The following is a 23,552-nucleotide window of genomic DNA, read 5'->3' as shown; positions in this document are numbered from 1 at the left end:
CATTTTCTTATTGCTGTATTTTAATCTGATTATCCCGTTTTTCAGCTTCATAAAACTTTTCTAGAGCAGCAATCTCTTTAAGCTTTTCTTCACCTATAATACTATCTTTTAATTCTATATAGTTCAAAAAGGCATTGTGACTTTGTCTATTTTCTCCAACTTCATAACTTGCTTTTGCATAACTTAAAAGGCTTTTTAGTCTATCATAATTATTGCCTATGGCTTTAGTTATTGAGTCAGATTTTAATGCATATAAATATGACATATTAAACTCTTTCTTCTCTTTGTATGCAGACACTAAAAAATTATAAAAGTTTGAGTTTAGTCCACTATCATCTATGTTCTTGTTAACCTCCAAACCCTTTTTTAAGTTTTCTATAGCCTCATCATAATTCTTTAATTGAATATTCAAATTCCCATAATGTTGATAGACATAAGCATTGGCAAGTTGATGCCTGTTTTCAACTATCTTATGTGCAATTGGCAAATATTTTATAACACTATCTGTTTCTTTAATGTCTAGATAAGAAGAGTATAAATCTATCAATGCAACAGCATAATTTATATCTCTACCTGCATTCTTATAGATAAAAGCTGCTTTTTTGGTCGCTTCAATAGACCTGACTTTTTCTTGTAAATTAGAATACACCATGGCTAAATCTAGATTAACCATAGCGATTCCTAGAGAATCTTTAATTGAGGTGTAATTTTTTTCTGACTCGATAAAGTTTTTTAAAGCATTTTTATAATCAGAAGCATTTATATAAGCTGCGCCTATATACGATTGAGCATGAGCAATGTACTTTCGCTCACCACATTTTTCTGCAATATCTAAACCGTAGTTTGCCAAATTAGACTTTAAACTTTTGTAAACACTATCCAAATCTTTTGCGCTATAGCTCTTATTGCTTTGTGATAAAGAACTCGAAAATGAAAAACAAAAAATGAAGACACAAAAAAATCTAAGAATGTGCATGGATATACCCTTTAAATAATAGATAGCTAATTTCTTAATAAAAAGAAGCCTTTTAAAATAATTGTAGTATTATCATAAGTTAGCATTTGTTCTAATATTGTATTTTAGCCGTAGTTAAAACCTCTAAAGATATCATAGGTATCTATATAAAATGAAAGATAAATTTTTCGCCTACATACAAGAATTACAAGACCAAATTTCATCAAAACTTGAGCTGATTGATGGTAAAGCAAAATTCCAAGAAGACATTTGGGAACGACCAGAAGGTGGAGGAGGTAGAACACGAGTAATTGAAAATGGTGCTGTATTTGAAAAAGGAGGAGTCAATACTTCTGGTGTGCATGGCAAATTACCAGATAGTATGCAAAAATACTTTGGTGTAGAAGATGCTGATTTTTTTGCTTGTGGCTTAAGTCTTGTTCTGCATCCAAAAAATCCAATGGTACCAACAGTACATGCTAATTGGCGATACTTTGAAATGTATGATCAAGACAACAATATTGTAGATCAGTGGTTTGGAGGTGGACAAGATCTTACACCTTACTATCTCTTTGATGAAGATGCTAAACATTTTCATCAAACTTGTAAAATAGCTTGTGATAAACATAATCCCGATTTCTATCCTAAATACAAAGCCAGATGTGATGAGTATTTTTATAATTCTCATAGAAATGAAGGGCGTGGTTTAGGTGGTTTATTCTTTGACTACTGCAAAGGATCAAATGAAATGACAATGCAAAACTGGTTTGATTTTGTTACAGACGTTGGCAATAGTTTTCTAGAAGCCTATGTGCCTATTGTAGAAAAACGCAAAGATTTATCGTACACAAAAGAACAACGCAACTGGCAAGAAATTCGTCGTGGACGTTATGTTGAATTCAATTTAGTGCACGATAAAGGAACACTTTTTGGCTTAAAAACTAATGGTAGAATAGAAAGTATTCTAATGAGCTTGCCACCTCATGTGCAATGGGTATATGATCATCAACCTAAGCCTGGAAGTGAAGAAGAAAAATTAATCAAAGTCCTACAAAAGCCTAAAAACTGGGTATAAATGAAACTATTAAAACGTATTTTTTTAATCATAAACTGGAAGACCATTGTTATAACTGCGTTAGCAGTTGCATCAACCGCATTTTGTCTTCACTTTCATATTAAAGCAGATTTTCCATTAACGCTAATTGGAACTGCGATTGTTTTCCCGATAGTATTTTCAATCGGTGGAGCTTATAAACGTAGAGAAGTAGCTTTAGATGAATATGGTGCTATTAAAGCTCATGGCCGAGCTTTATATTTTGCAGTTTCTGACTGGTTAGAAAACCCACCTGAAGAACTCAAAGAAGAATTAAAAGACCATCTTAAGAATCTTTTTAGTTCTTGCAAACACGTATTTTCAAATCCCGTTAGTGAATTAGAAGAAAACGAGAAAGATGTTTACCGTAGTTTTAAAGATTTATCAAAATTTATTAAAAGTATGCGATCTCATGGCTTGCCATCTGGAGAAGCATCACGTTCTAATCAGTTTTTAAGTAAAATGATGATTTCTTTTGAACGTGTTAAGCATATCTATCAATATAGAACACCAAGAACCTTGAGAACTTATAGCGATATATTCATCGTTATTTTACCTATAATTTATGGGCCTCATTTTGCGCATAGTGTAACCAGTTACAATTACGGATTACAATATGCAGTACCTATAATGTTTAGTGTTATTTTGGTGGCTTTAGATAATATTCAAGCGCATTTAGAAAACCCTTTTGATCAACAAGGTGAAGATGATGTTTATATTAATGATGAGAAATTCATTAGGAATTTAGATTAAATTCAAACCTTGTATATAGTATTTGCGATCTACTTCCAAACCGTAAAATCATCAACGTTATTTTTCAGTTCGTTTGTATGATGAAACAATCTTGCTTTCAATAATAAACGTCTTCCTTCTGGTTGACGTGTAAAAATGAGTTTACTCTTTCCCATAAAACGTTTCCATTGTTCGTGAAACAACATGGCATCTTTTTTATTCTTCCCAAATACATCAGGGACTGGATAAAAATTCTCTACGTTAAATCCTTTCTTAAAAACGTTTGTATTCACAATAATATAACGTGGTGATTCGACAGGTTCTAAAAGCTCTTTAAGGGTCTTTAAAAAGAATGCTTCTTCAAAATTACTTGCTCCTTTTAAATTACAAATCACAACTTCATTATAAAGAATTTCAGAGTGTACTCTAACTGACTCTCTTCTCGTATTTAAAATGTGCATCTCATCCATAGTCTCTAAAACACTTAATCCCATTTGTTTTAGCTTTTTATGAAAAAACCCGTGACGCAAATAATAAATAGTCACTTTATACAACTTGTAAGCAACATAAACAGCTACGATTAAACCAATAATTTTAATACCTGATAATAGTTCTTGACTCATTGATAAGTAAACCGCTGCTATTATCGTTCCGAAGAAAAACGTAAAAAGTATGAGTCCTATTTCAATAAACACCAATTGAGAGGCTTTAGTAAAGTAAACTTTTCATTCGGCTTTAAATTCAGTTTCTTTAAAATCTTCAAGTTGCAGTTGCCTGGTTAATTTACTCCCATTTCCTATGGAATTTTGCCATTGCATTGTTGTATCACTTCGTTTTCCTGAACGCTCAATAGTGGTAGTGTTTAGATTATCAATGTCGTCAGCGTGAATTTCATCAGGAATTCCTATACGCTCATAACCATCTGCTATAAATGAAACTTTAGTATTGGTAATACCAACAAAGGCTTCAAACCTGCGTTTTAATAATTCTAACTCTTTGCCTCCATGCTTATCTGTTGGGTCCACACATGCCAAATGCCAAATATTACTCGTCTTTTTGGGTTTATTAGTATCTCGGCGAATTGCTCTACCTCGCATTTGATTGGATGACACAAAAGAACCCACAAAAGATGCTAAAATGAGGCTATTAATTGAAGGTGCATCCCAACATTCACCTAATAAAGCTTTTGTACCAATAAGCACTTTTATAATACCATCTTCAAACAAACGCGTCATAATACCTACAATAGCCTTACTTGAGCGATTTGAAGCTTTAACAAGTACAAAATCATTATCACTTTTTAAAGGTGCAAAGGTGAATGACTCATCTTGACCATAGGCATTTACAGCATGAATAATGGAATGATGAACAATAACAATAGTGCCTGTTAGTACTGCTAAATCAGTATGGTTTTTAGAACTCGTTCTTATATATTAAAATATAGGTAAGACACCTATTTTATCAATAGATTCAGTATCTTCAGTTAAGGTGTTTAAAAACTCTTTTCGTACATAATCAGTCAAAACAACAAAACTCAGGTCTTCTCCTAGTGATAAGCGCTCTGCATTTACAATTTCAACAATACTTTCTAATTTACTTGGGCTAAATGCCAAAGATTTATAGAGCGATTCGTTGCCTGTTAAATTAACTTTGTTCTTTTCAAGAATATGAAGTTGTCGAAGTTGTTTTTCTAGAGTGCTTAAATAATCTTCATGCGCCTCTAAATTTTCACGATCTTCTACTAATAGGTTTTGTAAAAGAATCTCAAACCAATGTAAATCCAATTCAGGGAATCGAATCCTATCAGACTTAAAGATACCTAATGGTTCTAATTTGGTCTTGTCAATCTTAACACCAATTGCATTAAGCCTTATTAATAGTGATGAAAAGAAGGTAGTATTAGAATATATTGTGTCAAGATTTTTTATTGGATTTACATATAATCGATGCTGCTCTAACAATGAAAAAAAGGCTTCATCATTTAAGATGCCTGTCTTAAAATCCGCTATGCTATCTCTATATGCATTTATAAAATTAAATTCAGAATCATAGGGTTTTGAAAAATAGATAAAATCCTGATGCGGACTCAAATCCTTTTCTCGGATTAAATCTGGTACAGAAATTTCGTCATCAACTTCACCACAGAGTGTAAAATATTTACTGACTTCTAATCGGCTACTATCATATGGAGGTGTTGCCGTTAAAGCGACTATAAAATAAGGTTTGCTCTTCTTTAACTCAATTAAGCAGGTCCACCACGCGTTTTTTAAATGATGTGCTTCATCTAAAACTATGGTTTCTATATTTTGATTTTTAAAAAACTCTAGAAAATCATCCTTATTTTCAAAAGACTTATAAAATGAATGCAGTGATTGATATGTTGAAAATGTAACATCATTTGGTTGTTTGATGTCTAAGGAACAAAACTCAAAACGTTTATTATCCCTAAAAAACGTCTGCAATCTATCTTGCCATTGATTTCTTATAGTTAGTGTTGGCGCTAAAACTAATGTCTTTTTACCAAGTCGTCGTAAAATTTCAATTCCTAAAATGGTTTTTCCAGAACCTGGAGGTGCAATAACATGAAAATGATAATCTGCAATATGAGCTTCAAAATTTTTCAGTATTTTATCTTGATAACTACGCCAAGGAAACTGAAATTCTAAAACTCGCAACGATTCTAACAATAGTAAATGGCTTTAAATGATTAACTTTGTATTTGATAAAAATAAGCATTATCAATATCATTTTAGATTTAAAACTATGTTTCCAATTAGAAGAAATAGACGCTTAAGAACTAATGAAGCTATTAGAAGTTTAGTGAGAGAAACTATTATTTCACCAAACGACTTTTTAGTACCACTTTTTATAGTAGAAGGTAAAGGTGTGAAAGAAGAAATTGCATCTATGCCTAACTACTATCGTTTTAGTTTAGACTTACTTAAAGATGAAGTAAAGACACTTTGGGACTTAGGTTTAAAGTCCGTATTACTATTTGTAAAAGTTGATGATGCTTTAAAAGATAATAAGGGAACTGAAGCCTTAAATCCAAATGGATTAATGCAACGCGCTATAAAAACAGTAAAGGATGTTTGTCCTGATATGCTAGTAATGACAGACGTAGCTCTAGATCCTTTTTCATCATACGGACACGATGGTATTATTGAAAGTGGAAAGATAATTAACGATGCTACAGTTGAAGTTTTAGCAGAAATGAGTGTTTCTCATGCACAAGCTGGAGCCGATTTTGTGGCACCAAGTGATATGATGGATGGAAGAATTTTAGGTATTAGAGAAGCATTAGATCAATCTAACTTAATTGACGTTGGTATAATGAGTTACTCAGCTAAATATGCCTCTGCATTTTATGGTCCATTTAGAGATGCCCTAGATTCTGCTCCTGTCGATATGGTAGATGTGCCTAAAGACAAAAAAACATACCAAATGGATTTTGCTAATAGAGACGAAGCTATTAGAGAAACTGAAATGGATATTAACGAAGGTGCAGATATCGTTATGGTAAAACCAGGTTTAGCGTATTTAGATATTGTACGTGATATTAGAAATAGTTTTGAGGTTCCAATTGCTGTTTATCAGGTTTCAGGTGAATATGCGATGCTTAAAGCAGCCGCAGAAAAAGGTTGGTTAGACCATGATACCGTTATGCTAGAACAAATTACATCTATTAAGCGTGCTGGTGCAGATATTATAACGAGTTATTTTGCAAAAGATGTGATTAAATTATTACACTAATATTGAAACGTTTTTTCTTCATATCAACATTTATAATTTTAGGTGGCTTGGGTATTTTATTTTTTTCTTTAAAAACACCTCAACCAATTGCATTTTGTGGAGTAACGGATTTTGAATCTTTTTGTGGTACTGCTAATCTATCTGAAAACGCTTTTAAAGGCAAGCAAATCTTTAATTCAAATTGTGCTGCTTGCCATAAGTTAGATGAAATTATGACAGGACCTCCTCTTAGAGGTATAGCAGAAAAATATGATTCTGTTGCTATTCAAAAATATTTGAGAGTAGATAAAACTACAATAGACAGCAAGGGTTTTAATGAAACTTGTGTTTACTTTCCGCAATTAACCGATATAGATATTAGAGATTTATTGGCATATACTAATTAATCAAAAATTATCGTTGGGCTTCTTTAACCGAATAGGTTTTCTCTACATACCCTATTTTACCATCTTGAAAAATAGCTTCGATAATAACGGATACTTCACCAATATAGTCATCATAATAAAACTCAACAATATACTCGCCTTTATCATTTAATTTAATATCTGGCGACCAATGAATAACACTCCGGTTATCTGGGATTACCAAATCTTGATTAGTAAGATTATCATAACCTGGTGCGTAAAACATAACAGATTCTGAAAAACCAGCAATTTCATCTGTACGCACTCCTTTTGTTTTAGTCATACCAAATAAACCTTTACCTGATTTTGTATAGATATTAAGATAGCTTACTACATTTGTTCCAAAGTTTATATCACCTCTACCAAATATTTCAGAAGCATATCTATAGACATCTTTTGCCTTAATTATAATATCGAGACTTTCGACTTCATCTATTGGGAAGTCTTGAATAAATTTATAATCTCCAATGTAAACAGGTATATTATCGATTAAAACTAATGTGATATTTGACTTTACTACCTTTGCATAATACCATGGTGGAATTCCAGGTACCAGAATAATTCTTACTAAATTAGGATACTTGGCACCAAGAACACTATATATCCCATGATTCCAATCTGGTGCGACTTTTTCCAACTCTTCACCATCAACTACATGTTGTGGTTCACCATGTAGTTCAATAGATTTCTCTCTTTCTGGTGTTAATTTACAATCTCTAAGTTTTACTTCATCTAATGCAATGGCGTTGTAAAATGTTTCGTAATCTTGTTGACGCTTATTAATGAGTTCAGTTGTTTTAGTAAATTGTGATATGACCTGCTCTGGTAATACGATAGTCTTATTTTTGGCTATATCTAATTTGGTGACCACTTTTTATCTAGATTAATTCCAAAATCTTTAGGCTCTCCTTTCTTATCTACAACTTGCATAAACACCTCCGCTTTTGGTTTATATATATCATCAATCTCAAATCGATATCTCCCACTAGAATCTATTTCTTGTTTATAAATATCTGCAGGCTCATCATACACAATCATGTTTAAATCTAATGCTTGTTTTGGTCGTTTTAAGGGATTAAAATATTCACCGATGGTACCTGATATGGTGAGGTTTTTCTCAGCTTTGTATCTATAATAAGTACCTGCTAAACTTTTCTCATATTTATAGGCTCTCCAACCCTGTGTAAGCATCAAGGCCTCTAAATCTAATACTCTATCGATATTAGTTGAATCGAAGTAAGACGATGGGTTTTCTATAAAGCCATTCAACTCTGAGTTGAGTAGCATGTATGATTTTAAATTGGATTTAAACTGTTTTGAGGCTTCTAATTTTCCTTTTTGTAATACCAAAACCGAAACTGTAGTGCTATCTAATAATTGTAGACTGTCTAGTTCAATAGTTAAATTATTTTTTTCACGTTGAGTATAGTTTTCTTTATTTGTACTGACAGAAAGATTTAAATGTTTATCTACTCTATTATTAAAAAATAAACGTTCACTTATAATTTGATTACTTAGATTATAAACACTTATCTTAACAATACCATCTGGCAATGAGCGTGTTGGTATACTCGCTATTCCTTGTTTATCCTTTAATTGAATATTAAAATCATGATAAGTAACACCTCTTGAAGTGGTCTTTACAGTAACAGTACTTAAATTATTTGAGCTATGTGTTAAAGATAAATGTACTTGATTATTTAAGTTAGCTAAACTTAATACGCTTCCACTTCGTTTGGCTTTTGGTAATGCATAAGTATATATTATGTCTTGCTTATAAACTTCTGCATAGTAATTTTTACCAAGCTCTGGTAATAACTTAAAGGTACACATACCTAAATCATTGCTATTAAAGGTTGTTATGATTATCCCTTCATTATTTTTTATACTTCCAGATACTTTATGGCCTAGACCATTATAGTTTATAGACTTTAACCCAACTGTACTTAAAAGACCATTCACCAAATCACCTCCTTCAGGAAAAAACTGAACATCTAAATAATTTTCATCTATAACAACGGTCTTGCTATAAATATCTTCTGTTTTTGTATTAAAAAACTTGTCTTCAGATATTATTTTAAAGCTAAGTTTGGCTTGACTAATGCCCTTAGGCAATTGATAATTAAGTTTGTAAATGTTATTGTCTTCCTTTTTGAGTTCTAAAGAATCAATAGTAAAATCTGTTTTTATATACAACTTAAGTTTGCCTCTATATTTAGCATCTATAACTCTAGGATTAATATCTGCGGTGAGCAAACTAGTATCGCCAACAATAACTAATGCATTTAGTATAGGGTTCTTTAGTTCATCTTTTTGCTTTAACTTAAAGACATCTATCTGTTGTTTGAATATAAAATTATCCCCGAAATTTCTGTTCCAATGAGTATATGCTCTCACTGTATACTTCCCAGTTTTATAGCTTTCCTGAAGATCAAAAGATGAATGTGCAATGCCTTAATTGAGTTTTAACATTTTCTTTTCGATAATATTCTCGTTAAAATCAATGAGTTCTACATAAATAATACTACTAATATCCGTAAGACTATTGTCAAACGATTTCGAAACAATTGTCTTAAACCAAATCTTCTCACCAGTCTGATATATCGTATTATCTAGCTGCAAGTATATCTTCTCTGCTAAACTAGTTTTTGACAATGATGGCTTTGTAATATTATTTACGATTTGTGCCTGAATATTACATATACAGAAAAACAATACAAATAGCATTAAAAATAGAACTTTCCTTAACCTCATATATTAAAGTTTTACAATAGAAATATTCGCAAAAACAGAACCGAACACTAAGATAAATAATGTTAATTAGGTATGAAAGAAATCTTTTGAGTCCTTGATATATATAGGAAACTAAATTTCTTAGGGTTAACGCTAGGTTAACCTAGTCCATTTTCTTTTGTATCTAAGTTCTTCGCTCTAGATTTGTATCATCATCAATCAAAAAATTATTTAATCATGAGAACTTTAAACAACAATCAAATTACAGAAAGAGATCAAAGAACTAAAGCGTATAATTGGAATACCAAAAGACGTTTTAGATAATGATTTCAGAATTAAAAAACAGAGTTTACAAATAGCATCAATCAAAAAAATCAATCAACCATAAAACTGTAAACTCTGTTTTTTTAACTTACGATATCGTATGAAAAGAAAAATTAATCTTTTAATTATTGCTTCAATCCTTGGTTTAATAGCACTTTCTATTATACAAGGGTATTTAGTAAATAACACCTACGAATTAAAGAAAAAAGCATTTATTAGAGAGACGACTAGATCAATTTCTAAAATTGATGATTTTTCTTCTGCACTAGATTCGCTCTCAGATATTTGGCAAGAACAATTTGTGAATAAACTTATTGATTATAAATTTAATCTTGTTAAAAAAGAAGATGTTATTCAAGGTTTAGAGTTAGTTATTGACTCTGTTAATGAGGCTTATATTTCTGAATATCAAAAAGCTTTAGTAGAAAGTAATGTTCCTTATGGTATTAGATTTCATAAAAAAGTAAGGGCTATAATTATTACAGACTCTGTAAAAAATGATACCTTATTTCACTCTAAAAAGGGTGCAAAACAAATCATTTTAGGGGATAATTTCTCTGAGGATAATAGTATTGGTATAAGCACTACTAATTGGCAAACAGATCATGATTCTAATCGAGTTATTAATGGAGAAGCTAAAGAAATATCCTTTAGTCTCACTTTTCAGAGTGCTGATGAAATAGATATTGCTGGTTGGAAAAAGATAGTGCTTAAACAAATGTTGGGTCTATTATTATTATCCCTCTTCATTTTTGCAACTGTTATTGGACTACTCTACTACTCCATTAAAAGCCTAATAAAACAAAAGAAAATTGCCGATATTAAAACTGACTTTGTCAATAATATTACACACGAACTTAAAACACCATTGGCTACACTAACTTTAGCCACAAAAATGCTAAATAATGATAATGTAAAACAACAACCTCTATTAGTCAGAAATACTATAAACACAATAGAGCGTCAGAATAAAAGACTTCAAAAATTGATTGACCAAGTGTTAAATAATAGTTTGGGCTACAAAGAGATTCAGCTTAATAAAGAAACTGTTGATGTTAAGAAATATTTAGATACTGTTTTAGATGATTTTATGCTTTCTATAACGACCAAAAACCTTACACTTAACAGAAATTTTTCGATATTAACCAATCAATTAAAGCTGGATAAGTTTTTTGTGACTACAGCACTCCTAAATGTTTTAGAGAATGCTGTTAAATACTCAGGTGATGAGATTATAATCAATTTTAATGTTGAAAGTAACACTGAATTAAAAATTTCAATTACAGATAATGGTATTGGAATATCGGAGAAGGATAAAAAGCAAGTATTTGAAAAATTCTTTAGAGTAGGAAATAAGGAAATTCATGATGTAAAAGGACTTGGACTTGGTTTATATTATACCAATCAAATTATAAAGGCACACAATGGAAACATCCGTGTTTTAGGTAAAGAAGGTAATGGCACTACTTTTATTTTAACGCTTCCGTTTAATTAAACAATTTTAACATGAAAAGTATCTTATTAGCAGAGGACGATGTTGACTTTGGAAATATTTTAAAACAATATTTAGAAATATCAGGTTATACAATTACTTGGGCTAAAGATGGGAGAGAAGCTCTAGAATTATTCAAAAAAGACACTTATAATATTTGTGTTTTTGATGTAATGATGCCGAAAATGGATGGCTTCACATTAGCAGAAAAAGTCGCAGATATTAATCCTGAAACACCATTCATTTTCCTAACAGCTCGTAAACTCAAAGAAGACAAAATTAAAGGTTTAAAACTTGGTGCTGACGATTATATCGTAAAGCCCTTTGAAGCAGATGAACTTGTTTTAAGGCTTAACAATATTCTTAGGCGAACAGAAAAATCATCAATACAACTTCAACAATCAGAAATTATCAAAATTGGTAATTATAGTCTCGATACCAAAAGATTAGAAATAACTTGTGGTAGCTACAAAAAACAACTCACACAAAAAGAAGGAGAGCTTATCTTATTTTTGTACAAGCATAAAAATCAACTTCTAAAACGTGAAGATATCTTAAAAGCTGTTTGGGGAAATGATGATTTCTTTTCGGGGAGAAGTATGGATGTATTCATCAGTAGACTTCGTAAATACTTTAAATTAGACACGTCTATATCTATTGAAAGCATCAGGAATGTTGGTTTAGAATTTAAGGTATGTTAATACAATATATAAGCTTGGTTAATGCTAGGTTAACGCCTAGCATTTTCTTTTTTAGACGAGTTTTGTCATCTACATTTGTATTGTACAATCATTAAAAACGAATACTTATGAATTTCAAAAAATCAAAAAACGTAAAAAGAAGCATCAGAATAGTAGATGTAAAAAGAACTGTTTGTTTACTATTTATTATGGCATTATTTTCAACCTTAGAACTTAATGCACAAACAAAACCTCAACCTCCAACACCGCCAGAAACTCCAAAAACAAAAACGACTTCTGGAACATCCTATTCAATTTCAATTGAAAACGATGATGACGAATCAAGTAATAGCTCTGTTTCAATTTCAATTTCAGATGATAGCTATAAATTTAGAGCGAGTTATCACAAATCTAAAAACAATGGTGTAAAAGCTATTTTAATAGAAAAACTTGGTAAGGGAAATCTTACTGTGAAAGGAAATACTTACTTATGGTCAGATAGCCAAAGTGGTGATGAAATATTTGAATGTAAGCTTACCAAAGGTCATCTAAGAATGTATGTAGATACTGAATTTGCATCAAAAGGCTTTATAGAAAAAATAAATAATTTAGGACAAGATTTAAAATATTATATCTCTGGTACTGACCCTCAGAAGGAAGAAGAAAGAGCTGCTGCAAAAGCTAAACGAGAAATTGAAAGAGCCGAAAGAGATCTCGCAAGAGCTAAACGTGAATTAGCTAGAGCTGAACGAGAAGCTAAGCGTGCAGGAGGCAAAAATTAATCATCAATAAAATAACTTTTTAAAAATCTTTAACTAAAAACAAGTTAAAGACTTTTTATTTTCAAATAACTAAGAACCAAAATTCTATAACGTGTTTAGTTATTCATTTTGTAACTTTGTGATAACTAAACTTCAATACCATTAATGGGCTTACTCATTTTTTACGCTGTCATTTCTATTTTCTTTTCATTCTTATGTTCAATTTTAGAGGCTGTACTCTTAAGTATCACTCCAACATTTCTTAATCTTAAAAAGAAAGAAGGGAAATCTTACGCCAATGATTTAGAAGAATTAAAGAAGGATGTAGATCGTCCTTTAATTGCCATCCTTACACTCAATACTATTGCACACACTGTTGGTGCTATTTTAGTTGGTGTACAAGCTAAGGTTGCATATACTGAGCTTTATGGTAGCACTACACGAAGTTTTTTAGGGTTTGACTTTACAGAAGAGGCCATGGTTGGTGTGGTTTCCACTATTATGACTATTCTTATTTTGGTGGCTTCAGAGATTATTCCTAAAACAATTGGTGCAACGTATTGGAAACAATTAGCAAATTTTACAACAAAAGCACTTAATGTTTTAATCTTTCCTTTAAAATGGACCGGCATTCTATGGATACTTCAGCTCACTACTAAACTAATTGGAGGAAAAGGCCACGGAAGTGTTTTAAGTAGAGAGGGCTTTGTTGCTATGACAGAAATAGCAGAAGAAGAAGGTGTGTTTGAAGAAAATGAAAGTAAAATCATTAAAAATCTTCTAACCTTTAAAGAGGTTTTTGCTAAAGATGTTATGACGCCTAGAACCGTTATGAAAGCTGAAGATGAAAACTCAACTGTTGAAGCGTTTTTTAATAAAAATATGAATCTCCGTTTTTCAAGGATTCCTATTTTTTCTGATAATCCAGATAATATTAAGGGTTTAGTCTTAAAAGGAGAGGTCTTTAAAGAAATGGCTTTAGATAATGGCTCAAAAAAATTATCAGAACTTAAAAGAAATATCATTGTTGTAGAACGTGATTTACCAATCCCAAAATTATTTGAACAATTAGTTGAAAGCAGAAATCATATGGCTTTAGTTGTTGATGAATACGGTTCTGTTAGTGGCTTAGTAACTATGGAAGATGTTATTGAAACTTTACTTGGACTTGAAATTATGGACGAAAGTGATAATGTATCGGATCTTCAACATATGGCAAGAAAAAGCTGGGAAGCTAGAGCCAAAAAATTAGGGATTTTTGAAGATAAACCCTCAGAAGAAAACGAATAAATAGTGGAGACATGCATCATTAATTCACCTTTAGGATTCACTAAAATTGTTGGTGATAATGATGGTATTTCTCAAGTAACAGTATTAAATTCTGAAGAAAATATTACTGATATTATTCCCTCAGAACTTGAAGATTGCGCTACTCAACTACAAGAGTATTTTGATGGTTCTCGCAAAACTTTTGATCTAAAGCTTAATCCTCAAGGTACCGATTTTCAAAAAAGAGTTTGGAATCAACTTGAAACTATTCCTTATGGTAAAACCATCTCTTATCTAAATTTATCCAAACAACTTGGTGATGTTAAGGCTATCCGAGCTGCTGCAAGTGCTAATGGTAAAAACCCGCTTTGGATTATTGTACCATGCCATCGGGTTATTGGAAGTGATGGTAGTCTAACCGGTTATGCTGGTGGATTACATAGAAAGCAGTGGCTGTTAGAGCATGAAAGTCCTTATAAGCAACAATCTTTGTTTTAATTCTATGAGTACTACATTAAAAACATCTAGAATCGCAGAGATATTATCACTTATAGTCTTTAGTATTCTCACAATTTTGGCTATTTCTAAACAACAAATAAGTGTGTTCTATATTATTTATCTACTCTGGATTGATGAGTTTCTCAAAACTATATTCGATTTTTTAAAAAGTAGATTTAAATCTAATACAATTACTGATTTATCCACCTATAGAAAACTTGTAAGAAGTCGTTTCTTTATGTTAGGCATCTACGTTATTTTTATAATTGTTTTCTTTGGGTTTTTGTTAGACTGGAAATCCACTGATGTAATTAATGGTAATTTTGAAGTTTTCCTTTTCAAAAATGTTTGGTTTAATTTTAGTGTATTAAGCTTTTTTATTCGTGAAGTCATCGAATACCACTATGAAAGTATACCACAACCTAATGCTCATCATGTTCTTTCTAAAGGCATAATTACTTCACATCTTTCCATTGTTTTTGGAGTATTTATATGGTCTTTTATTTCTGGAAAAATAGTTGAAACTGATTTTGATTTTAGTAGCTATGGTAGTGCATTAGCTATCATTCCATTTCTTATTATAAAATTTATTTTTGAGATTATGGAAATCAACAACAGACATCGCCAAAATATTTAATATTAACACTTCTAAATTTTAGATGACTATAAATGTATAAATCTGGAACAGAATTTTTAAAACGATTTATTAAGGTGTCCACCATTTATAAATATGGTTTTAATTGGTCACCAATGTATAGCAGAACTACAGCAAAACTAATTGAAGTCAGTGATGATCTACATTATGTAAAAATAAGACTAAGGCTCAACTGGAAAAACCGCAATTATGCAGGTTCAATATTCGGTGGTAGTATGTTGTCAGCAACAGACCCTATTTATATGATTCAATTGATTCAAATCCTTGGTGAGGATTATGTGGTTTGGGATAAAAGCGTCAAAGCCCGTTATAAAAAACCTGCTAAATCAACTATTTATGGTGAGTTTATTTTTACTGCAGAAGAAATTTCCAATATAAAGCAGTCTGTAAGAGAGAACAATCAAATTGATATTGTCAAAACCATGAGTCTAGTTGATGACAACCAAAATATAATTGCTACTTTTAATAAAACACTTTATATCGCAGATAAATGTTTTTATAAAGACAAATTAAAGCAACGCAAAGAAAATAACTAATACACTAACTTAATGAAGTTCCTTAAAAAATTATTCAAGTTTTTAATCATCTTTTTCGGTTTATTAATAGCTGTTTTATACATCACAGACACAGATTACCTTATCAAAGCTGTAAGAACCATTTACATGAAAGGTCATACTACAGCATATTTAGAAGATTATAAAGAATTTGATAACCAAACTATAGATATTTCAACACCTCAACCTTGGCCAAATCATATAAACTACAATAGCGTAAAAGAAACTTCAGGACTAAAATCAATAAATACAGCAACAGGGACTATTGCATTTGTAATCATAAAAAATGATAGTATTTGGTTCGAAAACTATTACGATGGGTTTAACGAAGATTCTAAATCTAACAGTTTCTCGATGGCTAAAAGCTACGTCTCTGGATTGATGCAAAAAGCTATAGAAGACGGTTATATAAAAAGTTTAAATCAACCTGTTTGTGATTTTCTACCAGCATTTTGTGACGGAAAAGCAGCTAAAATGACGGTTGGTGATTTATCGAGTATGAGCTCAGGCACTAATTGGGATGAAGCTTATTACTCGCCTCTATCTATTACCACAAGAGCTTATTTTGATGATGATTTAGCCAAAGTGATGAACGGGCTGAAAATGGATACAGATCCAGGTAAGAGCTTTAAATATGCAAGTGGTGACACTCAAATGTTAGCTATGGTGATTGAAAAAGCCAGTGGTAAAAAACTCTATGATTATTTTGAGGACAGTTTTTGGAAGCCATTAGGAGCAGAAAACTCAACACTTTGGCAAGTAGATAGTGAAGACCATGATTTAGTAAAAGCATATTGTTGTATTGCTAGTAATGCAAAAGACTTTGCGCGCTATGGGAAACTATTTAAAAACCATGGCAAATGGAATGGAAAACAGATTTTAGATTCTGCTTTTGTCGCTAAATCAGTAAAACCACGCTTTATTGATAACCCTCAATATGGTTATGGTTGGTGGTTGGCAAGCTTTGATGAGAAAGAAGTGTTTTATATGCGTGGACATCTAGGTCAGTATGTAATTGTTATACCTGAAGACAATGTAATTGTTGTTAGACTTGGGCATAGTATAGAAAAATCTAATCCAGATGTAGATCCTCATTCAGCAGACTTTTATTCACTTTTGACTGAAGCTTATGAGATGTTAAACTAATAGAAAACAGACTGTAACAACTATGATTAAAAAATTCAATTTAGAAAACATATTATTCTTAGATATAGAAACCGTTCCTGAAATGGAAAATTTCTCTGAGCTAGATTCTACAAAACAAGAGCTTTGGAGTGCTAAATCGCACTACCAACGCAAAGAAGAATTCACAGCAGAAGAGTTTTACGATCGCGCTGGTATTTGGGCTGAGTTCGGAAAAATTATATGCATATCTGTTGGTTATTTTAAAATGGAAGGAGATGTTAGAACATTTAGAGTCACTTCTTTTTATGGTGATGAAATTAAGATTTTAAAAGACTTTAAAAATATATTAATCTCTCACTTCAGTTCTAATAAACACTTACTTTGTGCGCATAATGGTAAAGAATTTGATTTTCCATACATCGCTAGACGTATGATAATTCATAATATTGAATTACCTTATAAACTAAATTTATTTGGAAAGAAACCTTGGGAAGTGCCTCATCTAGACACACTAGAGCTCTGGAAGTTTGGAGATTACAAAACCTATACATCTTTAAAATTATTAACAAATGTTTTAGGCATTCCATCTCCAAAAGATGATATAGATGGTAGTGAAGTGTATAATGTTTACTATAAAAACAACGATATTGATCGCATTATTACATATTGTGAAAAAGATACTATAGCCGTTGCACAGATTTTCTTGAGGCTAAGAGGTGATGAGTTACTGGATGACAATGAAATAAAGCATATATAGAAAAACCCAGAAGTTAACTTCTGGGTTTTTTATATTCATAAAATTAATAGGTTAGTGTCATTGCTTAATGAATCTTTTTAAGACTATTTCATCTCCAGTTGCTAATTCTATGAAATAAACTCCTCCATCAAGAGTCCTTACATTTATCTCACTATAATTTTCACCTCGATTAACAGTTTGTCCAAGCATATTAAGTATTCTATAACTAGTTGTTTCCTTAGATATAAAATTAGCTTTTACAAATAAAACGTCCTTAACCGGATTAGGGTAAACTGTGAAAGCATTCGAATTAACTTCATTTTCATTACCTAAAACATCATCTCTAGTTCCAAAAGGAATTGGAGTGGCAGTTGTACCTGAACATGACGTTTCATAAATTTTGACATTGGAAAAAGTTGAATTATTTCCAGATCCAGCGTCATTATCATTAATAAAAACAAGTCTATCCATACTTCCGGTATAAGAATCACCTACAGGGATTACATAAGTGACAACTCCATTAGAATAATTGTCAAAATTTGTAATACCATAATTTTGCGTTCCATAAAACTTAAAGTAGAAAGTGGATGTTAATGAATTATTATTCTCAAATCCTATTCCATGTATTTCACCTTCAGAAGTACTACTAAACTCTAATTCTATAACGGTATTGCTAGTAACTGTGTAAGGGAAATTAATATATTTCCATGTATTATTAGTTAATGTCAGAGAAACTCCGCCATTACTAATGGAATTAGCACCATCATTATCTTGGGTAGAGAATGAATTAAGTGTATAGTCATTAAAATTTAAGACATCACATCCTCCTGAACCTGAGCCATCATCTGTAGTGAACTGTATATCATCAATTGCTATATCACTTCTCCAGCTAGAACCTGTTGTCCCTACGAATCGTAAGCTTATTGATTGACCCACGTATGAAGTAAGATCAACTGATTCTTGATTCCACTGATTCCCTTGATTACCAGATAAACTCCATACTGAAGTCCATGTTCCTCCTTCGTCTGTAGACAGGTCTAAAGATAAGGATCCAATATTTGTTCCATACATATGATTCTGGAAATCAAACTTAGCACTCGTTTTACCTGTAAGATCAAAACATGGACTTTCTAAAATAGCAGAAGCATTAGGCCCTATTTGTCCTGGACTATTATTCGTAGAGGCTTCTAAGAACATGTAGGATGTACCATCTGAAGCTGAACTTGGACCAGTAGTATTAGAAGGTGTATTATTACTACCATTAACCCAGTTACCATCATCTCCACTAGCTTGAGTCCAACCATCACCAGACTCAAAACTTTCTGCATAAGGGAAAGTTGAAATACCTCCTATACAACCACTAGAAACATCATTTATATTAACCGTTCTACTCACTTGAGATGCATTATTACCTGATGAATCACTTACATTATAATTAACTGTATATGCTCCAACTACATTTGTGTTTACTGTGCCAGAAATAACAATACTAGATGTAATATCCCCATCAAAGTTATCCGTTGCAGTTGCTCCTAATTCATTATATGTATCACCAACGTTTAAATCGATAGCTGAAGCTCCATTTAACGTTATAATTGGAGCTGTAGTATCCGGGTTTACAGTAACTGTTCTTGTTGTAGAAGCATTATTACCAGCAGCATCGCTAACACTATAAGTGATAATATAAGCTCCAGCAATGTTGACATTGACTGAACCAGAAGTTACAATACTTGATGTTAAATTACCATCTACATTATCTGTAGCCGTAGCTCCTTGTTCACTATATGCCTCACCCAATTCTAATGTAATATTTGATGGGCCATTTAATGTAATAATCGGAGCAGTTGTATCAGCATTAACATTCACAGTTCTATTAGCTGAGGCATTATTGCCTGCAGCATCACTAACACTATAAGTAACTGTGTAAGTTCCTGCAACATTCGTATTGACAGAACCAGAAGTTACAATACTAGATGTTAAATCCCCATCTACATTATCTGTAGCTGTAGCACCTAACTCTGTATACGTTTCACCAACATTCAAATCGATGCTTGAAGCTCCATTTAATGTTATAATTGGTGCAGTATTATCAGGTCCAGATCCTTCGATAATAACCGTGTAATCTTCAACTTCACCATAAGTGAAAGATGCACATGAATCTACAGTGGCATTATAACTCATAGTAACACGCATTCGAGTAGCTACCTCAGAAGCGGTTACTGGAACTGTAAAACTACCACTAACAGGTGTTGTTTGTGTTGGTGATTGTGTAAAGACTTGCTCATTAGCATCAGTAAAATCACCATCACGATTAAAATCAATCCAAACTGAGTAACCTTCATTATACAATGTACCTGTCCAAGTTGGAGTAACAGTGATTGTATATTCAGAACCTTTAGTTAAGCTTGTTGAAATTGAAGTAAAATCTGAATAAAATTGAGCTCCAGAACTATTATCTATAGTATTCAATTGAACTCTACTAATATATTCATCATTAACATTTGAGCTTTGAGAGCTACAATAAGTCACTGGTACCGCATCCGTTGTTACAACAGCAGCATTACTAGCATTAGAAATATTTCCCGCAGCATCCTTTGCAACCACAGTAAATGTATATTGCGTTTCTGGATTTAAGCCAGAAACAGTAAAACTAGTATTAACGGAATTTCCAATAATAGTGCCATCTCTTAGAATATCATAAGAAGTTACTGCTACATTATCTGTTGCAGCTGTCCATGATAAATTCACAGAAGATGAAGTAACACCAGAAGCTGTTAAATTGGTTGGATCCGTAGGAGCTGTTGTATCTGGCGCATCAGTTGTTACATTTTCAACATTACTATTAGCAGACTGATTACCTGCTGCGTCATTTGCTCTTACTCTAAACGCATAAGTCGTATTAGCGCTTAAACCTATTACTTGATAATTAGTGTTAGAAACAGTGGCTATTACTGATCCGTCTTGCAATATATCATAATCAGATACACCAACATTATCTGTAGATGCCGACCAGCTTAAATCTGTTGTGCTTTGTGTTGTATTAGACGCAACCAAGTTTGTTGGTGTAGTCGGTGCTTCTGTATCTAAAACTGTAGTCGCTGTGAATGATCCTGTAAATACACCTCTACCATAGGTTGAAGCAATAATTTGATTGTTGCTATCATCACCATTAACGGCCCAATAATCAAGAGACGTTACACTCACATCACTCATTCCATTATATGCTTGAGTCCAGTTAGGGTTAGTAGAATTAAAGTTTGATGTTGACCAAACACCTAGTTGAGTAGCAAGAATTGCCTCATCTCTATTTAAAGGATTTTGAAGCATATCTCTAACTGGAATGTTAGGGAGGTCACCTTCTTTATTTATCCAATTTGATCCACCATTGGAAGTAGCCCAAACGCTTGTTACTCCATAGTTATGAATAGTTACAAAAATATCGTTTGACGTCTCACCATATCTTATAGATGATACCGAACCTACAAAAGGTGTAGATATACTTGTCCATGTTGCATTAGTATTTGTAACATTAGATAATCTAATTAAATCACCGTTTTTTAATCCCACATGCCATACGTTATTTGCAAAAGGTGAAGCTCTAAACGCAGAAGGCTCTGCTGTCAATAAAGTGTTCGTCAAACTTCCACTTGAATTAGACGCAACGTTTATAGATTTTATGGCATTTTGAGATGTATTAGAGTTGTTGGTTAATAAACGATTTGCATCATCATCATAATCCATTTGATTCACAAAATCACCACGTGCTTGATCATTTGATAAAGTCGTAGCACCTCCTTGCCTCCTTCCTAAACCATTCCATGGTAAGTTAAATCTATAAATTACATTAGCCACAAATGTAGCTATCATGTATTGACCATCTTTATCCACAAAAGTGTAAAAACCATCACCATCTGACAACTCTTCTGAGCCATTTATTCCTGGCGACGCATTAGATCCTCTAAAAGCCTGCGAACCATTATCTTGTGCGCCAGCAGTAAAAATAACATTAGTAGATCCATTTCCATCAGGACCTATTCCTGCCTTTACATATTGTGTAACATTATAATTATTATTTCTAACACCAATAGATGTGCTACTACCAGAAGCAGCCGATAAACTTGATGCATAATAAATCCCGCCATCATTTCCAAAAACGGCTTGATTTGAGTTGCCTGGTCTAAAGGTCATTGCGTGTTGATCAGCATGAACCAATGGCGCATTTAAGGTGTTCAATCCTGGATTATTAGACCACTTTGAAATTTGTGTCCAAGAGCTTGTACTATTAGTAGATCTGAACAAATCAATTCCACCAACATATACAATATTATCATTGCTTGGATCAACCTCAATCATTAAATCGTAAAATGCTTGACCTCTACAGAAATCATTTGCTGCAATTCCATTATCAGCATCATTAGGTAAAGCTCCATTTGATATACTGCCAAATCCATTAGTCGTTGTATATACGTGAACTGGACTATTAACTCCTTGCGTCAACGCATACATTTTATTGGCATTACTAGACGAAACAGCAATTTCAACTCTATTTGAGTCCGTTAAAGGTGAAGCACCTGCTTCAGTCCAAGTACCTCCGTTCGTAGTGCTAAATACACGACCACCACCTGAACCACCAATACCTGGTGTCGTAATCGTACCCATCCATAACTTATTATCAGCACCTATCTCAAAATCGTTTGGAATAATTGGATAAGCAGTTCCTGAGAAATCAAACTGAAGATTAGTAGTTTCTATTCTGCTCCAAGTTGTGCCATCGTTTGTTGAACGATATAATCCGGCAGTTTGCAATCCTAACCAATTTGTTGGACTACTTGCAGCCCCATAAACATGTGCTCCTACACCAACAAATAATTCAGTATTACCATTATTATTCCACGCTATGATATCATTAACATAAAAAATACCTGACAAGAATAAATTTGAAGCATTAAACTCAAAAGTACCTGGTCCCGCTGGAGGAATATTTACCGAATTCCATGTATTACCACCATCATTGGTAACATAAACTCCATTACCCACTACATCACCTGCTGTATATTGTTCACCTGTACCAACATACCAACGATTAGAGTTATTTGGATCAACCGTAATAGAAGTAACAGATAAGTTTCCTGGTATATTTACAATACGCTCCCATTGAGATGATGAACTAGTAATATTTAAATTTTTCCATAATCCACCACTAACTCCACCTGCATAAACTATATTGCCAGTAGCATCATTAGGATCAAATAATATTGCTCGAGTTCTACCACCAATGTCATTAGGACCTCTTTCATCCCAATTATTACCTGCTTCACCTGGGTTTCTATCAGATATGCGGTTTAACTCTAGTTGTTCTCTTAGTAATGTCAATTCACCATCATCCAATTTTCCTGTAGTTGGATTTACCGTAAGTTCCCACATTTGTTCAAAATAACGATTAGGAGGAAGCCCTTTCTTTTTTCGTTTTCTCTTATCCCAAGTTAATGTTTCCTTGAAGGGGGAATTAGCTATAATCTTTGCATGAGCTTCTCTTTTTTGTTCTAGTGTTACATCTAATTCTTCATTGTTATTCGAAAGGACATAAGTACCAACGGAAAGCAATAATAAAATTATTGCACCCGTTAGAAAAAATAATTTTTTCTTCATTTTCTTCTAATAGTTAGTGTTGATATTATTAAATATTTAACGAAAATATTAAATTTTTGTTAATATGTGAATTTTTACGAAAACGTTTTCGTCAAACTTTGTAAAAGAACATTGATTTGTGGTTTTAACACATTAATAT

At 32.4% G+C, this 23,552-nt stretch carries 21 protein-coding genes; 13 read left to right on the top strand and 8 right to left on the bottom strand.

Annotated elements, in window-relative coordinates; genetic code table 11:
- Window positions 1–7: 7 nt before the first annotated feature.
- On the bottom strand, window positions 8–883 hold the full coding sequence (locus WPG_RS06910) for a hypothetical protein (RefSeq protein WP_045470795.1): 876 nt from the start codon (window positions 881–883) through the stop codon (window positions 8–10).
- Window positions 884–1,127: 244 nt separating this feature from the next.
- Here WPG_RS06910 and hemF point away from each other — a divergent pair, with 244 nt between their 5' ends.
- Together hemF and WPG_RS06900 are read left to right on the top strand one after the other, a co-directional pair.
- Window positions 1,128–2,030, top strand: a complete 903-nt coding sequence (gene hemF / locus WPG_RS06905; protein WP_045470793.1) for an oxygen-dependent coproporphyrinogen oxidase — start codon at window positions 1,128–1,130, stop codon at window positions 2,028–2,030.
- Window positions 2,031–2,801, top strand: coding sequence for a hypothetical protein (locus tag WPG_RS06900; RefSeq protein ID WP_045470791.1), 771 nt, complete (start codon window positions 2,031–2,033; stop codon window positions 2,799–2,801). It abuts the gene before it with no gap.
- A gap of 29 nt (window positions 2,802–2,830) precedes the next feature.
- Here the strand turns inward: WPG_RS06900 and WPG_RS17350 are convergent, their stop codons facing one another.
- From WPG_RS17350 to WPG_RS17340, 3 genes are all read right to left on the bottom strand, one after another.
- Entirely contained in the window at window positions 2,831–3,403 is a 573-nt protein-coding gene (locus WPG_RS17350; protein ID WP_052471182.1) for a hypothetical protein, read from the bottom strand.
- Between the two features lie 102 nt (window positions 3,404–3,505).
- The gene (locus tag WPG_RS17345) at window positions 3,506–4,015 is read right to left on the bottom strand and encodes a hypothetical protein (RefSeq protein ID WP_052471181.1); all 510 of its coding nucleotides are present in this window, start codon (window positions 4,013–4,015) and stop codon (window positions 3,506–3,508) included.
- A gap of 198 nt (window positions 4,016–4,213) precedes the next feature.
- Window positions 4,214–5,467, bottom strand: a complete 1,254-nt coding sequence (locus WPG_RS17340; protein ID WP_084221535.1) for a DEAD/DEAH box helicase — start codon at window positions 5,465–5,467, stop codon at window positions 4,214–4,216.
- 76 nt (window positions 5,468–5,543) lie between these two features.
- On the opposite strand from WPG_RS17340, the gene hemB reads away from it, so the two are divergent.
- On the top strand, window positions 5,544–6,533 hold the full coding sequence (gene hemB, locus WPG_RS06890; RefSeq protein ID WP_045475297.1) for a porphobilinogen synthase: 990 nt from the start codon (window positions 5,544–5,546) through the stop codon (window positions 6,531–6,533).
- 2 nt (window positions 6,534–6,535) lie between these two features.
- Window positions 6,536–6,919, top strand: coding sequence for a cytochrome c (locus WPG_RS06885; protein ID WP_045470789.1), 384 nt, complete (start codon window positions 6,536–6,538; stop codon window positions 6,917–6,919).
- A gap of 7 nt (window positions 6,920–6,926) precedes the next feature.
- On the opposite strand, the gene WPG_RS06880 is transcribed toward WPG_RS06885, so the two are convergent.
- From WPG_RS06880 to WPG_RS06870, 3 genes are read right to left on the bottom strand one after another with little or no spacing between them, the layout of a single operon-like run.
- Entirely contained in the window at window positions 6,927–7,808 is an 882-nt protein-coding gene (locus WPG_RS06880) for a hypothetical protein (protein ID WP_045470787.1), read from the bottom strand.
- Window positions 7,793–9,334 (bottom strand): hypothetical protein, encoded by a 1,542-nt coding sequence (locus WPG_RS06875; protein ID WP_045470785.1) that lies wholly within the window; start codon window positions 9,332–9,334, stop codon window positions 7,793–7,795. The genes WPG_RS06880 and WPG_RS06875 overlap by 16 nt, the downstream gene beginning before the upstream one ends.
- Before the next feature lie 57 nt (window positions 9,335–9,391).
- Window positions 9,392–9,691, bottom strand: coding sequence for a hypothetical protein (locus tag WPG_RS06870; protein WP_045470783.1), 300 nt, complete (start codon window positions 9,689–9,691; stop codon window positions 9,392–9,394).
- Between the two features lie 403 nt (window positions 9,692–10,094).
- Here WPG_RS06870 and WPG_RS06865 point away from each other — a divergent pair, with 403 nt between their 5' ends.
- The 9 genes from WPG_RS06865 to WPG_RS06825 all read left to right on the top strand — a co-directional run bounded on the left by WPG_RS06865 (window position 10,095) and on the right by WPG_RS06825 (window position 17,785).
- Window positions 10,095–11,489: a sensor histidine kinase gene (locus WPG_RS06865; protein WP_045470781.1), complete on the top strand. Its 1,395-nt coding sequence runs from the start codon at window positions 10,095–10,097 to the stop codon at window positions 11,487–11,489.
- Between the two features lie 11 nt (window positions 11,490–11,500).
- Window positions 11,501–12,187 (top strand): response regulator transcription factor, encoded by a 687-nt coding sequence (locus tag WPG_RS06860; RefSeq protein ID WP_045470779.1) that lies wholly within the window; start codon window positions 11,501–11,503, stop codon window positions 12,185–12,187.
- A 107-nt stretch (window positions 12,188–12,294) separates the two neighbouring features.
- Entirely contained in the window at window positions 12,295–12,948 is a 654-nt protein-coding gene (locus WPG_RS06855) for a hypothetical protein (protein WP_045470776.1), read from the top strand.
- A 144-nt stretch (window positions 12,949–13,092) separates the two neighbouring features.
- Window positions 13,093–14,217 (top strand): CNNM domain-containing protein, encoded by a 1,125-nt coding sequence (locus WPG_RS06850; protein ID WP_045470774.1) that lies wholly within the window; start codon window positions 13,093–13,095, stop codon window positions 14,215–14,217.
- Between the two features lie 3 nt (window positions 14,218–14,220).
- A complete protein-coding gene (locus WPG_RS06845) occupies window positions 14,221–14,694 on the top strand; it encodes a methylated-DNA--[protein]-cysteine S-methyltransferase (RefSeq protein ID WP_045470772.1) in 474 nt (157 codons plus the stop codon).
- Window positions 14,695–14,698: 4 nt separating this feature from the next.
- Entirely contained in the window at window positions 14,699–15,331 is a 633-nt protein-coding gene (locus WPG_RS06840; RefSeq protein WP_045470770.1) for a hypothetical protein, read from the top strand.
- A 32-nt stretch (window positions 15,332–15,363) separates the two neighbouring features.
- The gene (locus tag WPG_RS06835) at window positions 15,364–15,885 is read left to right on the top strand and encodes a PaaI family thioesterase (RefSeq protein ID WP_045470768.1); all 522 of its coding nucleotides are present in this window, start codon (window positions 15,364–15,366) and stop codon (window positions 15,883–15,885) included.
- 12 nt (window positions 15,886–15,897) lie between these two features.
- Window positions 15,898–17,049, top strand: coding sequence for a serine hydrolase domain-containing protein (locus tag WPG_RS06830; RefSeq protein ID WP_045470766.1), 1,152 nt, complete (start codon window positions 15,898–15,900; stop codon window positions 17,047–17,049).
- Window positions 17,050–17,071: 22 nt separating this feature from the next.
- A complete protein-coding gene (locus tag WPG_RS06825) occupies window positions 17,072–17,785 on the top strand; it encodes a 3'-5' exonuclease (protein WP_045470764.1) in 714 nt (237 codons plus the stop codon).
- Window positions 17,786–17,842: 57 nt separating this feature from the next.
- On the opposite strand, the gene WPG_RS17335 is transcribed toward WPG_RS06825, so the two are convergent.
- Window positions 17,843–23,413: an immunoglobulin-like domain-containing protein gene (locus tag WPG_RS17335; protein WP_052471179.1), complete on the bottom strand. Its 5,571-nt coding sequence runs from the start codon at window positions 23,411–23,413 to the stop codon at window positions 17,843–17,845.
- Between the last annotated feature and the right edge of the window lie 139 nt (window positions 23,414–23,552).

This window comes from Winogradskyella sp. PG-2 (assembly GCF_000828715.1).
In the GTDB taxonomy this organism is placed as follows: domain Bacteria; phylum Bacteroidota; class Bacteroidia; order Flavobacteriales; family Flavobacteriaceae; genus Winogradskyella.
This window is presented reverse-complemented; position numbering and strand designations above follow the sequence as displayed.